Origin of the sequence: Chryseobacterium defluvii, from assembly GCF_014204415.1 — a bacterium.
Taxonomy (GTDB): domain Bacteria; phylum Bacteroidota; class Bacteroidia; order Flavobacteriales; family Weeksellaceae; genus Chryseobacterium; species Chryseobacterium defluvii_A.
Genome location: NZ_JACHLE010000001.1, coordinates 1789402 through 1803189 on the forward strand (window position 1 = coordinate 1789402; position 13788 = coordinate 1803189).

15 protein-coding genes are annotated in these 13788 nt (G+C 38.4%); 7 read left to right on the plus strand and 8 right to left on the minus strand.

Features of this window, described 5'->3' with window-relative positions; genetic code table 11:
* Positions 1–7: 7 nt before the first annotated feature.
* The 5 genes from HNP38_RS08170 (at position 8) to dusB (ending at position 3738) form a co-directional block, all read left to right on the plus strand.
* Positions 8–733, plus strand: coding sequence for a class I SAM-dependent methyltransferase (locus tag HNP38_RS08170; RefSeq protein ID WP_184187316.1), 726 nt, complete (start codon positions 8–10; stop codon positions 731–733).
* Positions 730–1779: an AIR synthase family protein gene (locus tag HNP38_RS08175; RefSeq protein ID WP_184187318.1), complete on the plus strand. Its 1050-nt coding sequence runs from the start codon at positions 730–732 to the stop codon at positions 1777–1779. The genes HNP38_RS08170 and HNP38_RS08175 overlap by 4 nt, the downstream gene beginning before the upstream one ends.
* Positions 1779–2408: a thiamine phosphate synthase gene (locus HNP38_RS08180; protein ID WP_184187321.1), complete on the plus strand. Its 630-nt coding sequence runs from the start codon at positions 1779–1781 to the stop codon at positions 2406–2408. Before HNP38_RS08175 ends, HNP38_RS08180 begins: the two co-directional genes overlap by 1 nt.
* Before the next feature lie 2 nt (positions 2409–2410).
* Entirely contained in the window at positions 2411–2677 is a 267-nt protein-coding gene (locus HNP38_RS08185) for a Trm112 family protein (RefSeq protein ID WP_184187324.1), read from the plus strand.
* A gap of 62 nt (positions 2678–2739) precedes the next feature.
* Positions 2740–3738 (plus strand): tRNA dihydrouridine synthase DusB, encoded by a 999-nt coding sequence (dusB, locus tag HNP38_RS08190; RefSeq protein ID WP_184187327.1) that lies wholly within the window; start codon positions 2740–2742, stop codon positions 3736–3738.
* 50 nt (positions 3739–3788) lie between these two features.
* On the opposite strand, the gene deoC is transcribed toward dusB, so the two are convergent.
* From deoC to HNP38_RS08215, 5 genes are all read right to left on the minus strand, one after another.
* A complete protein-coding gene (gene deoC, locus HNP38_RS08195; RefSeq protein ID WP_184187692.1) occupies positions 3789–4535 on the minus strand; it encodes a deoxyribose-phosphate aldolase in 747 nt (248 codons plus the stop codon).
* A gap of 3 nt (positions 4536–4538) precedes the next feature.
* Entirely contained in the window at positions 4539–5009 is a 471-nt protein-coding gene (locus HNP38_RS08200) for an Lrp/AsnC family transcriptional regulator (RefSeq protein WP_184187329.1), read from the minus strand.
* Between the two features lie 36 nt (positions 5010–5045).
* Positions 5046–5978, minus strand: a complete 933-nt coding sequence (locus HNP38_RS08205; RefSeq protein ID WP_184187332.1) for an endonuclease — start codon at positions 5976–5978, stop codon at positions 5046–5048.
* 380 nt (positions 5979–6358) lie between these two features.
* A complete protein-coding gene (gene trmD, locus HNP38_RS08210) occupies positions 6359–7030 on the minus strand; it encodes a tRNA (guanosine(37)-N1)-methyltransferase TrmD (protein ID WP_184187335.1) in 672 nt (223 codons plus the stop codon).
* On the minus strand, positions 7027–8289 hold the full coding sequence (locus HNP38_RS08215) for an NAD(P)/FAD-dependent oxidoreductase (protein ID WP_184187338.1): 1263 nt from the start codon (positions 8287–8289) through the stop codon (positions 7027–7029). Before HNP38_RS08215 ends, trmD begins: the two co-directional genes overlap by 4 nt.
* A gap of 65 nt (positions 8290–8354) precedes the next feature.
* On the opposite strand from HNP38_RS08215, the gene HNP38_RS08220 reads away from it, so the two are divergent.
* Complete coding sequence (locus HNP38_RS08220; protein WP_184187341.1) at positions 8355–9218, plus strand: glycoside hydrolase family 25 protein; 864 nt, start codon at positions 8355–8357, stop codon at positions 9216–9218.
* On the opposite strand, the gene HNP38_RS08225 is transcribed toward HNP38_RS08220, so the two are convergent.
* The 3 genes from HNP38_RS08225 to HNP38_RS08235 form a co-directional block, all read right to left on the minus strand.
* Positions 9219–10349, minus strand: coding sequence for an 8-amino-7-oxononanoate synthase (locus tag HNP38_RS08225; RefSeq protein ID WP_184187344.1), 1131 nt, complete (start codon positions 10347–10349; stop codon positions 9219–9221).
* A 45-nt stretch (positions 10350–10394) separates the two neighbouring features.
* On the minus strand, positions 10395–10913 hold the full coding sequence (locus HNP38_RS08230; protein WP_317166713.1) for a DUF1761 domain-containing protein: 519 nt from the start codon (positions 10911–10913) through the stop codon (positions 10395–10397).
* Between the two features lie 152 nt (positions 10914–11065).
* Positions 11066–11692, minus strand: a complete 627-nt coding sequence (locus tag HNP38_RS08235) for a hypothetical protein (RefSeq protein WP_184187347.1) — start codon at positions 11690–11692, stop codon at positions 11066–11068.
* 108 nt (positions 11693–11800) lie between these two features.
* Here HNP38_RS08235 and HNP38_RS08240 point away from each other — a divergent pair, with 108 nt between their 5' ends.
* The gene (locus HNP38_RS08240) at positions 11801–13699 is read left to right on the plus strand and encodes an ABC-F family ATP-binding cassette domain-containing protein (RefSeq protein WP_184187350.1); all 1899 of its coding nucleotides are present in this window, start codon (positions 11801–11803) and stop codon (positions 13697–13699) included.
* Positions 13700–13788: the final 89 nt, after the last annotated feature.

A 13788-nucleotide genomic window follows, 5' to 3' on the forward strand; every position in this document is an offset into this window, starting at 1 on the left:
TATAAAAATGAAAGTACAGAAATTTTCCGGAGAACTTATCCCCCAACAACAGCAGAACTGGCAGGGAAGACCCGAATGGTTCTTCAACAGGGAGCATACCGACACCTATGAATTATGGTATGAAGGCCGGTACAAGCGTGCCGAGATCTGGCAGAAAAAAGTGATGGAACAGCTTGTTTCCGGAGACAAACGGGTAAAAACATTATTGGAATTCGGCTGTGGCACCACCCGGTTTACGAGATGGTGGAAAAATATAGGAATAGAAGCGACAGGCGGAGACATCTCCCCTCTTATGCTTTCCCAGGCTATTCATTTGTTTGATGGCGACCTGGTGATGGCAGATTCACACTTCATGCCTTTCAAAGATCATACTTTTGACTCACTGGCATTCATTACCACATTTGAATACTATAAAGATCCTGTAAAAGTGATCAGGGAGGCAGCCCGTGTTGCCAGATATGGGATAGCCATGGGAATGATGAACAGGAATTCTCCTAAAGTGGCCAGAAGAAGGGTTCAGCAGCTATTCGGAAAAAATCCTTTTTATGTCACCGCAACTTTTTACACCCCAAAAATGCTCACGGAAATCATTGAAAAAGCATTAGCGGGAAGACAGTATACTATTGAGTGGACCTGCACCGGACTTCCGAAATGGTTTCCGGTACAGCAATGGAATGTTCCAATCGGGGATTTCTTCGGTTTATATATCCAATTAAATGATGTAGAGTCATGAGCAACCCATTAGGAAAAATCGGGCACTCGGTGGTTGAACGGTTTATTCAGGAGAAATGCGGCAGAAAAAGAAAAGAGGTAAGCACAGGCCCACAGTTCGGGGTAGATGTTTCCGTCGTAGACCTACCTAACGGGCACGCGATGGTTTTAACCAGTGATCCCTTATCACTGATCCCATCTCTTGGCCTGGAAGAATCCGCATGGCTTTCCGTTCATCTGATAGCCAATGATATGGCAACAACAGGTTTTGCACCCATGTATGGCCAGTTTATATTAAATCTTCCTACCTGGTTATCTGAAAATGATTTTAAGATCTATTGGAGTTACATTCACAAATTCTGTAAAGACATCGGAGTGAGCATTACGGGCGGACATACAGGTTTTATTGAAGGTCAGAACTCAACAATTGCCGGAGGCGGAACTTTTATTACCATTGCTCCCAAAGATAAGATCCTGATCTCAAAGCTGGCAAAACCGGGTAACTCCATTCTCGTTACAAAAGAATGTGCCATATCTTCCACAGCCATTTTAGCCATGAGCTTTCCTGAAACGGTAAAGAACGAAACAGGAAAAGAATTATATGAATCTGCCTGTTCTTCTTTTTATCGGACATCATCTTTGAAAGACGCATTAATAGCCGCACAGGAAGACAATTCCGGAGTTACGGCGATGCATGATGTGACAGAGGGTGGTGTCTTGGGGGCAATTTATGAATTGGTTACTGCCTCCGGCCACGGTGCCGTTATTGATAATGGAAAGCTTCCGGTGGGTGAGGTTCAGTCCGCGGTATGCCATCTGTTTTCTTTAGACCCAAGATACTGCATTGGGGCAGGTTCTATGATCATAAGCTGTGAAAAAGAAAAAGCTCCGGAAATCATTTCCCGATTGGCTCAAAATAATATTCCTTGTACGGAAGTCGGAAAGATCACCGAAAAAGATCAGGGAATAAAACTGGTGAGTGAAGAAAAAGTAAATGATCTGATGTATAGAAAAGAAGATCCTTACTGGAAGGCTTTCTTTAATGCATACCGCAAAGGCTGGAAATAATGAGAACACCTGCTATACAACCCGGCATTTATCTGATCATTGATCCATCGATGAATGAAGACGTGCTATTCAATAAATTAGAAGTAATAGTCAAAGAAAATATTTCTGCCATACAAGTTTGGGATCATTTTCAAGATGAGCAATCCGTTGAAGGATTTCTTTTAAAAATTTGTCAGATAGCCCGGCCTTTTGATATTCCTGTCCTTATCAACAATCAATGGAAATATTTAACGAAGATGCCTTTGCATGGGGTACATTTTGATGAAGCTCCGGAAAATTATGAGGACATAAGGAAGATGATTAACAGGGCCTTTATTACGGGGCTTACCTGCAATAATCATTTATCCCAGATCCGGTGGGCATCGGAAAATAATTTCGATTATATTTCTTTTTGCTCCCTGTTTCCTTCTGCTACGGCCAACAGCTGTGAGTTGGTAAACTTTGAAACGGTACAGCAGGCTAAAACTGTCTTTAAAGGCTCTGTCTTCTTAGCCGGAGGAATCATTCCTGGCAATATGCCATTGCTGGAGGAACTGGATTATGACGGGATCGCCATCGTATCCGGAATCATGGGTTCGGAAAACCCTGCTGAGGCAATTAGAAATTACATACAACAATTAAAAAAGTAAAAATGAGAATTAAAACCATAGAAAAATTATGCTGTCCGTTCGACAGATCGGATTTAGAATTAACCATCATCTCAAAGGATGTAACGGAAAATATTACTGAAGGGCTGCTCATCTGTACTTGCTGCAACAGGGTATATCCCATTATGAGAGGAATTCCGGTAATGTCCCCTGATGAATACCGGGAATTTAAACTTGAAAAACCGATTCTTGAGCGCTGGCAAAAGTACCTGAATGGCAAAAAGGTGGAAAATTTCAGGCTTATTTCTTAGCAGATAACCACAATAGAAAATATCAGTCTGATCAAAAGTTTAGAAATTCGTAAATTTGCACCATGATAAAAATAGGCAATATAGAACTGCCGGAATTTCCGCTTTTGCTGGCTCCCATGGAAGATGTAAGCGATCCTCCGTTCAGGCGCCTGTGCAAGATGCATGGTGCAGATCTGATGTATTCGGAATTTATTTCTTCTGAAGGGCTGATCCGTGATGCGATCAAAAGCCGAAAAAAATTAGATATTTTCGATTATGAACGACCTGTCGGGATCCAGATCTTTGGTGGAGATGAGGAAGCGATGGCCATGTCTGCAAGAATTGTGGAGACTGTAAATCCTGACCTGGTAGACATCAATTTCGGGTGTCCTGTAAAAAAAGTGGTTTGCAAAGGGGCCGGAGCCGGAGTTTTAAAGGATATTGATCTTATGGTACGCCTTACGAAAGCTGTTGTAAGCTCTACTCATTTACCTGTAACGGTGAAAACCCGTCTGGGATGGGACACCAATTCCATTAATATTGATGAAGTAGCTGAACGTCTGCAGGAAACAGGGATCAAAGCTTTAACTATCCATGCCAGAACACGTTCTCAGATGTATAAAGGTGAAGCGGATTGGGAACATATATCCAGAATCAAGCAAAATCCCAATATTGAGATCCCGATCTTCGGGAACGGAGATATAGATTCTCCTGAAAAAGCATTGAAGTATAAACAAAAGTATGCGTGTGACGGTATTATGATCGGCCGTGCGGCTATAGGATATCCTTGGATCTTTAATGAGATCAAGCATTTCTTTGAGACCGGAGAGCATCTGCCGGAACCGGTTATCTCAGACAGATTATTGGCAGTTCGCCAGCATGCCGAATGGAGTGCCGAATGGAAAGGGGAAAGACTGGGCTTAATTGAAATGAGACAGCATTACAGCAATTATTTCCGGGGAGTTCCGCATTTTAAGGAATTCAGGAAAAAATTCCTGGAAGTTTTTACGCTGCAAGAGATGGATGCCCTGATCACCGAAACCCAGGAATTTTACAACGAATATCAGCAGGAACAAGTATAAAAATAGCCATCAGATCTGATGGCTATTTTCTTTATGATTACATATCGTTTTTAATATTCTTCTGAAGAAGACTGTTTTTTGATCAAGGCTAATGCAGAGGAAGTTCCTATTCTTTTAACTCCCATATTGACCATTTTTTCTGCATCTTCGGGAGTTCTTACTCCTCCTGCCGCTTTTACGGGAAGTTTCCCGGCATTATCCAACATGATCTTTATACCTTCAAATGTTGCTCCGTTAGGTTTTCCACCGACAGTTTCAAAAAAGCCAGTTGAAGATTTCACAAAAATACGGGACAATTCATTTTCTGAAAAATGTTTTTCTGCCCATCCTGATATATTTTTGGTAATATCAGCAATTTGTTCATCGGCAAGGGCAGCAATTTCAATGATCCATTTGGCAACCTTATCATTTTGCATACATAGCTGTGTACATTTCACAAATTCTTCTTGCACTGTATCCAGATTTCCTTTGAGGTAAGCCTGATAATTGATCACAAAATCCAGCTCATCAGCTCCGTCTTCAATTGCTTTTGAAGCTTCTGCCAGTTTTTGATCAACAGTATAGGTTCCTTCATGAAATCCTATAACAGTACCTACTGCAACATCTGATTTTTTTTCCTGAAGATACTTTTTAATTTCGGATACATAATCCGGACGGATCATTACTGCAAAAACACCATTCTCAATAGCTTCCTGAGCAAGTTCCTTATCTTTTTGTAAAGTTTCTCCTTCTGAAAGACCTGATTGTAAAGGTGTTTTCAAATAGGTTGAATCCAGATATCGAGCAATATTCATGATGTTTTATACTTTCAGCTGTCTGTTAATGCCTTGCTCCAAAGATATGAAAGTTTCTGTTCTCGTCACTCCTTTTAATTTCTGAAGTTTATTAAGTATCTGCATCAGGTGATCATTATCCTTACAAAGAACTTTCAGAAAAATAGTATAATTTCCTGTTGTGTAATGAGCTTCAACTACTTCGTTGATCTCTTTCAATGATTTTACCACATCCGAGTAATGGCTGGGCTGATCCAGAAATACTCCAATGTATGACGTGACCTTATATCCTATCTTTTTCGGATTCAGAAAAGAAATTGAATTTTCTATAACTCCTGCATGTTCCAGTTTCTTTATCCTCTGGTGAACAGCTGTAGTTGAAATTCCGACGTTCTTTGAGATGTGAGCTAAAGAGGTTTTGGCATTATCCATAAGCATATAGATAATCTCCTTGTCAATCGAATCTAAATGATAGTAAGTGTTACTTGAATTTTTCATCTTCTACTTTTTTAATTATTCATGTTTTTACATTTTCTATAAACTTTTAAATTTTACAAAAACCGGAAAATGATCGCTGTAACCTCCCAAATACCGGGTACCGGCATAAGTTCTGAAAGGCCTGCCTTCGAATTTCCTGTTCCGGCTGCTGATTTTTTCAGAATTAAATACCTGAGCATTCTGAAAAGACAAATGCATATTATCAAATAACGACCTTGATAATATAATTTGGTCAAACAGCAGTCCAGATTTGTAATGAAAAGTAGAATATTTCCTTGTAGAAAACAACTCCTGGAAAGGGTTCTCTAAAACCTTCCGGCGGTTATCGTCGTAGAGAATTTTTACTAAATTTTCATCATCTGGGTTTTCGTTGAAATCACCACACAAGATAACATGTTCTTTATCTCCATTGACAATATTCAAAATTTTACCCCGAATTTCTTCGAGTATAAAGGCTCTTTTTGGCTTATTAACATCTTTTTCTCGCTTAGAGGGAAGATGGGCGATAAAGACATTAATAATTTCCCCTTTATATTTTACTTTTGAATAGAGTATATCCCTAGTTGTATCGTAATTTTCTATATTTTCATCTATGATCTCGAAAAAGAAGGTAATAGTTTCTGAACTTATTACTTCTATCTTATTCCTGTCATATAACATTGCAACATCTACCTTTCTTTCATCCATAGAACTATAATGAATAATTCCATACTCTGAATTAAAAGGTTCCATGCTAACCAGCTCTTCCAAAACTTTCCTTCCGGATACTTCGGACAACCCGATCATAAATGGCAGAACTCCATTTTCCTCCTTCATCAATTGAAAAACGTGTGAAATCTTAAAAAGCTTGTTCTTATATTTTCTCTCATCCCAATTTCTCAGCCCCGAAATGGCAGGGTCTAATTTATGAATTGGTTTTGGATCCGGCAAAAATAAATTTTCAACATTGTAAAAACTGAACAGCTCCATTAATTACACAATTCTATACTAAAATTCACATTATAATTTCAGAATGTAAATTTATTATTTTTTTTTTAATATGATTAGTTTATTTACAATATATTGAAGTTAATTTTATATTCAATATATACATGTTTTATTAACAATAATAGTTAAATTCATTTAGGAAATTAATATTTTAAATAGTTTCAGCATACAATATATCAACCTTAAATTAAAAATAAAACATAAAAAATGAAATTATCTAAAAAAAAAACATTAAAATAAATTTTAATAGTCAAATTTTAATATTTTTCTTAAAACACCACAATTATCACTCTCTATTTAAAAATTATTCTCCAAAATGGGAAGAAAAAAAATACGACCTAATTAAATAGTCTCAATAAAATTTAAAGTAAATCGGGACGCTTTTCTCTGGTAATCCTTACAGCCTCATCATGACGCCATTCTTCAATTTGTGCAAAATTTCCGCTTAGTAATACTTTAGGTACCTCCAATCCTTTATAACTTTCCGGTCTCGTATAAATAGGGGGAGATAAAAGGTCGTCCTGAAAACTGTCCGTCAGGGCACTTTGCTCATCATTCAAAACTCCCGGGATCAGCCTGATCACACTGTCTGCCAGCACACATGCCGCCAATTCTCCGCCTGTAAGTACATAATCCCCTATGGATATTTCTCTGGTAATATGAAGTTCCCTTACTCTCTGGTCAATTCCTTTATAATGTCCGCATAAAAAGATCAGATTATTTTTTATGGAAAGGGTATTTGCTATTTTTTGATTCAAAGTAACTCCGTCCGGGGTCAGATAGATCACCTCATCATAATCTCTGTGGGATTTGAGCTCAGAAATACAGCGATCCAGCGGTTCTACCATCATAACCATTCCCGCCCCACCTCCATAGGGTTCATCATCCACCTGTCTGTGCTTGTTGATCGCCCAGTCTCTCAGGTGGTGAAAATGCACTTCCGCCAGCCCCTTATCCATTGCTCTTTTTAAAATAGAGGTTTTGAACGGACTTTCCATCAGCTCCGGCAATACACTTATTATATCAATTCTCATTGTAATGTTCCGTTTTTCTTATTAGGTAAAATAATCAATCGCAAAGATGAATCTTTATTAAAATAGCTCCACATCCAATTGAAAAAAATGGCAAGCTTGTTTCTTACGCTCAGAATAAGCATCAGGTGTAAGAACATCCAGAAATACCACGCCAGAAAGCCCTGAAATTTAAAGAACGGAAGATCTACAACCGCCCGGTGTTTCCCGATAGTGGCCAGAGACCCTTTATCATCATATTCATACTCCATCCACTCACCCATACTTTTCTTCAGGAGGTTTCTCCCCAGATTTTTGGCCTGATTGATCGCCACGTTGGCTACCTGCGGATGTCCCTGCGGATATTTCGGGGTCTCCATATAGGCAATATCCCCCACAGCAAAAATATTATCGTATCCTTTTACTTTATTATACCGGTCTACAATATACCGGTTCTTCATTAATTTTTCTTCAGAAAAACCATCTACAACATTTCCGGTAACTCCTGCTGCCCAGATCACATTATTGGAAGGAATTCCTTTTCCGCTTTTCATATATACCCTGTCTCCGTCATAATCCGTTACATATTCCCCACTCAAAAAGGTCACACCCAGCTCTTTGAGGTATTTTTCGGATTTTTCCTGAGCTTCAGGACTCATTACGGCAAGAGGTTTTTCTGTAGAGCTTACCAGGATTATTTTTAGATGGTCAAAATTCATATACGGATAATCCCTCGGCAGGATCTCTTTTTTCATTTCCGCGAAAGCCCCTGCCAGCTCCACACCGGTAGGCCCGCTTCCTACAATTACAATATTCCAGTTACCATCATCACTTCGGCTTTTTTCAATAATCAGCTTTTCAAAGGTCATCAAAACGTGATTCCTGATGCTTATGGCTTCCTGGGTATTTTTCATTCCGAAAGCCCGTCCTTCAAGATCCCGGTTGCCAAAGAAGTTCGTTTTACATCCTGTAGCAATCACCAGCTTGTCATAGCTAAACTCTGCATCATCGGTAATCACTTTATTATGAACGGGATCAATTTCCTTAACCTCTGTAAGCCGAAACTGCGTGTTCCTTGAACGCTGAAAGATTTTCCTGAACGGGAAGGATATATTGGAAGGTTCGATCCTTCCGCACGCTACCTGGTAAAAAAGAGGCTGGAACATATGGTGGTTAACCCTATCGAGAAGTATTACCTTTTTATTCTTGTTATTCAATGTTTTTGCCAGCTGTAACCCGGCAAAACCACCTCCTATAATAATAATTTTTTCACGTGTTTCCATATTACACAAATTTACTGAATTTATTTAGCATTTTAGTTCCTAAAAAGCTAGTTTTGCAAAACTTTATGACGAAAAAAAAGTACTCCAAAGGAACAGCCAGAAGCATCCATCAGAACAGGCGGAAGAATTATTTTTTCCGTCGGAAAGTGGTATTGGCAGTTTTAATTATCGCCCTTATCGGAACTGGCTTATATTTAAGACAATCTATAAGTTATTATTACGCATTATACTTCAATAAATTCACCCATAAAAAACTTCATAATTCTGAAAAGGAAGCACTCAGAATTCAAAAGATACTTTCTGCCAACCTGGATAAAACCTATGGTCTTGATATCTCCCATTATCAAAACAAAGAAGATATTAAATGGGACAGCCTAAGCATAGGCAACAAAACCATCTCTTTAAAGTTTGTTGTTATGCGAGCCACCATGGGAAACCGGAGCGCAGACAAACATTTTGATGATTTCTGGAAACAGGCAAAAAAGCACAACCTGATCAGGGGTGCCTATCATTTCTACCGGGCCGATGAAGATCCGGTGATGCAGGCCAATAATTTTCTGGAAAATGTAAAACTGGAGAGCGGCGACCTGCCTCCCGTTCTGGATATTGAAAAGATCCCGAAAAGAAAAACCAATAAAAAATTAATTGAAGACCTGAAGATCTGGTGTAAGATCATTGAGGAAACTTACGGTGAGAAACCTATCATTTATACTTATTATCATTATTACAATGATTATTTAAAAGGGGAATTTGAAGGTTACCCTCTCTGGCTGGCCAATTATAATGATGTACCGTCCCCTACCCCCGATGATCGCTGGAGCTTCTGGCAGTTTACTGAAAACGGAATTGTACACGGGATCAATACTAAGGTAGACCTGAATATTTACAATGGAAATTCGTGGTCTTTAAAAAGACTGACCTTGGATTAATCATTTAAAAGGCTTTCTTTGTATCCATTCCGTTTTTGGGTTCAATGACGGGAATATCCTGTCCATAAACCGATTCAACAATCCGTTTTTATGTCTGATCAATCCGAAAATGTCAACAGGTTCGGCACCTATCGTGGATTTGATTTCCAATGCTGTTCTCCCGAAAATAATTCTCCTGAAACGATGATCAATCCCAAATCGTACTATATCCAGAAGCATATTCAGATACAACTGCTTTTCCTTTTGCAACTCTTTATTATATCCTAAAAAATAGGTATCGATGTCATCATTATTAAGGATCAAGGTATAAAAACCGGTAAGCTTTCCATTCAGGAAATATCCGAAGACTTTAAAATTCTGATCCAGGTTCTCTTTCATCTTTTCAAAATGATTTTCGGCCAGGAAAAATGTATTAAAAGGGGCATTTTCAGCCACATTCTGATACAGGATATTAATTTCTTTATGATATTTCCTGATCTCATCAAGCTGCAGCTCTTGCTTCTCAATTCCTTCTGATTTTTTCCTTGCTGACTTTGCCCGGGTCCTGTATTTGGTAGAAAAAGCATCCAGATAATCATTAAAACCTACCCAGCTTTCTTTTAAATTCAAAATCATATTGGGCTGAACAGAAAATCTGAAATAAGAATGGTAATTCCTTCCCTTAAAATGATTGACAAAATCAGCCTGATAATCTTTATAGATGATCAATGCTGTTTTCCTTACCTCCTTTTGCATTTTATACACCGCATCATCTAAAAGAACAAGGATCTGCTCCCTGGTAGCTTTTGACGGATCAAAATAAAACCCGTTTTGCCCGGTCAGCATATTATTTCCCAGGATCATAACATCTCCACTGAATTTTCTTGCTAAAAAATTCCGCATACTACACCAAACCTGATTCTTTTGAAAAGTCGAATGATACTGAAAATCCAGATACTGAAATAATGCTCCGCCTATTAATTTCTCATCTTCAAAAAAAGCGGCATAACAGCAACGCATATTATCCGGTGCAGACCTTTCTAAAGCATCAAAATACTCTCTGGACAGCATGATGTTATGGTCCCCGATGACAGTATTCCAATTTAAGGGTAAGCTGGAAGCACTGTTATATATCTTTATTCTGTACAACATAAAAAAGGCTACAAATGTAGCCTTATCTGTTTAAATTATCAGTATTTATTTCTGTGTTACCCAATGAAAGCCATTCATTTCATACCAACCGCAAACAATACCTCCCATGATCGTTAATGAGATTGCCCAGTAAGCAACATTAATAAAAATATATTTCCATGACCTTCTTTCGAATAAGGAATTAATGGTGAATAAGGGAAAAACAAGGAAAAGTGCAGTAATGAAACCATGCAAGGCACCATGCCCGAAAGAGCGGTATGCCATCCCGTAATCTTTCATGAATTCAAAATAAGACTGTTTTGCATTAGCATCGTCTCCACCTATCATCCCTGAAGCTCCATACTGGTGTATGGTTACAAACTGCATGAAAAAAGCAATCAAAAAAGATAAGATGATCGTGAAAACGAAGATCATTCCTACATTTGCTCCCTTCATTTTATCTTCCGTCATCCCGGATTCTCTCATCCAGGCACTTCCTAAAAATTTTGGATTATACCAAACGAACCCTATGACAAGGGGAACTAAAGCGGCTACAAAAATAGCCAGAAAATTAAATTGCAACATAGTTTAATTATTTATAACAAGCATGCCAAATCTACATTAAAAAATATTACAAAACGTATAAAAACACAATTTTTATACTTCATTATTAAAAATATATCACAAGATCATTTGTTTTTGTTCTGAATTCCATATTATAAATTTATAGTACAGACTTAAAATAAAGAATGGAAAATTTTCTGAAAAAGTTCAAAAGTCTTTACCGGTTCAGTGATAAAACCATAGATAATCTGAGGAATTGCGGGTAAGAATTCCAGTGCCAAAGCAAATACCGGAACAAGCAGGTAAAGCAATATGGGAAACCTGAGCTTCATCGGATTTTTTTTGATCATGGTGTTCCAGATGATCCTGATACGGTCTCTGTCATTCCACAAGATCAGAAAGCACAGAAAAAAATAAAACATAAATCTTTTGGTAAAGCCTGCCGCCAGACTTTCAGGCATAAAGCTGATATCCATTAACAAAATATTAGCTGCCACAGGAATAAAAAATACAACCCCTAAGATAGCAGTCCTGTCAAAAAGAAGAAGCACTCCCGTAACAAGCTGCAAAATACCCACGACTGTATTGAAAGGCTCATGCCCGAATAAATACCACATCACCCTGAATAAAGAAAGATCCTTAATAGGCGTAGCCATTTCCTGAGGGGAAATCCCGAACTGACCTACCGTTAGTTTACCAAAACCATAACTGAAAAAAGTAAAAGCTAATAAAAACCTTGCAACAAGGATAAAATATTCCCAATATCTTTCTTTTGGGACAGAGCGTAATTTTGTTATCATGTTAATTTATTTTGGGGTATTGTATGTATCATTTATAAAAACAATCTTATTACATTTTCGTATTTTTGCGCGTCAATTCAAAACTCAAATTCAAACCATTAAATTCCAATGAATTACGTTTCTGTCGAAAATCTTACCAAAACCTATGGCATCAAAGTTTTGTTCGAAAATGTCTCTTTTCATATCAATGAAGGTGACAAAATTGCCATTGTTGCCAAAAACGGAAGCGGAAAATCCACTCTCCTAAAAATTTTAATGGGAAAAGAAATCGCTGACAGCGGAACCGTAAATATCAATAAGGATATTCAGGTGGTATTATTTGATCAGGAGATCGATTATAACCCGGATCTTACTATTGATGAGTTTATGATGACATTGGATTCGGAGCCTATTCAGGCATTGAAAAACTACCATCAGTCTTTACTTTCTACAGATAATGCTTTCATTGAAAAAGCTTTGGCTGAAATGGAAGCCCATAAAGCATGGGATCTGGAGAATGAAATGAAGCAGATCCTTTCCCAGCTTAAGATCACAGACCTTCAGGCCAAAATGGGAACCCTTTCCGGAGGCCAGATCAAACGCGTTGCACTGGCCAAGCTGCTGACGGAAACCCGGGCAGAACACCGCCACACGCTTTTAATTATGGACGAACCCACCAACCACCTGGATGTGGACATGGTGGAATGGCTTGAAAATTACTTAAATAAAGCCAAAATCACCCTGTTACTGGTAACCCACGACAGGTATTTCCTCGATAGCGTCTGCGACATGATCTGGGAAATGGAAGATCAGAATCTATATGTTCACAATGGTTCTTACGCCACCTACCTCGAAAATAAAATGATCCGTGAGGAAAACCTGAACGCCACCATAGATAAAGCAAACAACCTTTACAGAAAAGAGCTGGAATGGATGCGCAGACAGCCTAAAGCAAGAACTACCAAATCCAAAAGCAGGATCGATGCATTTTACGAAACCGAAAAAGTAGCCAAAACAGATACCCGGCAACAGGGGCTTGAGCTGGATTTTGAAATGAAGCGTTTAGGCAAAAAAATTCTTGAACTTAAGCATATTGATAAAAGTTTCGGGGATAAGCTTTTATTGAAAGATTTCAGTTATCAGTTCCAGCGGGGTGAAAAAGTGGGGATCGTAGGAAAAAACGGGGCAGGAAAATCCACACTTCTGAATATCATTCAAGGGCTGGAAAAGGCCGATAAAGGTGAAATTGAAACCGGTGAAACGATATCTTTTGGGTATTTTTCTCAGAAAGGACTGCAATACAAGGAGGATGAAAGAGTAATCGATTTTATTAAAGAAATTGCCGAGTTTTATCCTTTGGCTAACGGAAAAAGCTTATCCGCATCACAGTTTTTAAGATTATTCCTTTTTGATGACCAGACCCAGTACTCTCCTATCTCAAAGCTATCCGGAGGAGAAAAGAGAAGGCTGCATTTGCTGCATATTCTTTATCAGAACCCTAATTTCCTGATCTTTGATGAACCTACCAATGATCTGGACCTTCCTACCCTGACCGTTCTTGAAAGCTTTTTACAGCAGTTCCAGGGCTCACTGATCATTGTTTCCCATGACCGTTACTTTATGGATAAGATTGTAGACCATATTTTAGCCTTTGAAGGAAGCGGAAAAATAAAAGATTTCACAGGAAATTTCTCTGAATACCGTGAAGCAAAAAGCCGTGAGGATGCTCTGGAAAAAAGCACGGCAGCAAAAACAGAACCTGTAAAAGAGAACATCGTTGTTTCTGATGAACCCACTAGTTCTAAAAAACGAAAACTTACTTTTAAAGAACAGAGGGAACTGGAAACCATTGAAAAGGAAATGCCTGAGCTGGAAGAACAACGCACTAGGATCCTGGATCAGCTCAATAATGAAACGGATTATGAAAAAGTGGCAAAATTATCGGATGAACTGGAAACCGTTTCGGGAAAACTGGAAGATCATGAAATGAGATGGCTTGAGCTTCAGGAGATTTTAGGAGAGGCTTAATTTTGAATTAAATATTGGTACTTCGACTCCGCTCAGCATGACGAGAAATGATTGATAAAAGATAATTGATGACCGATAAATTTTGACAG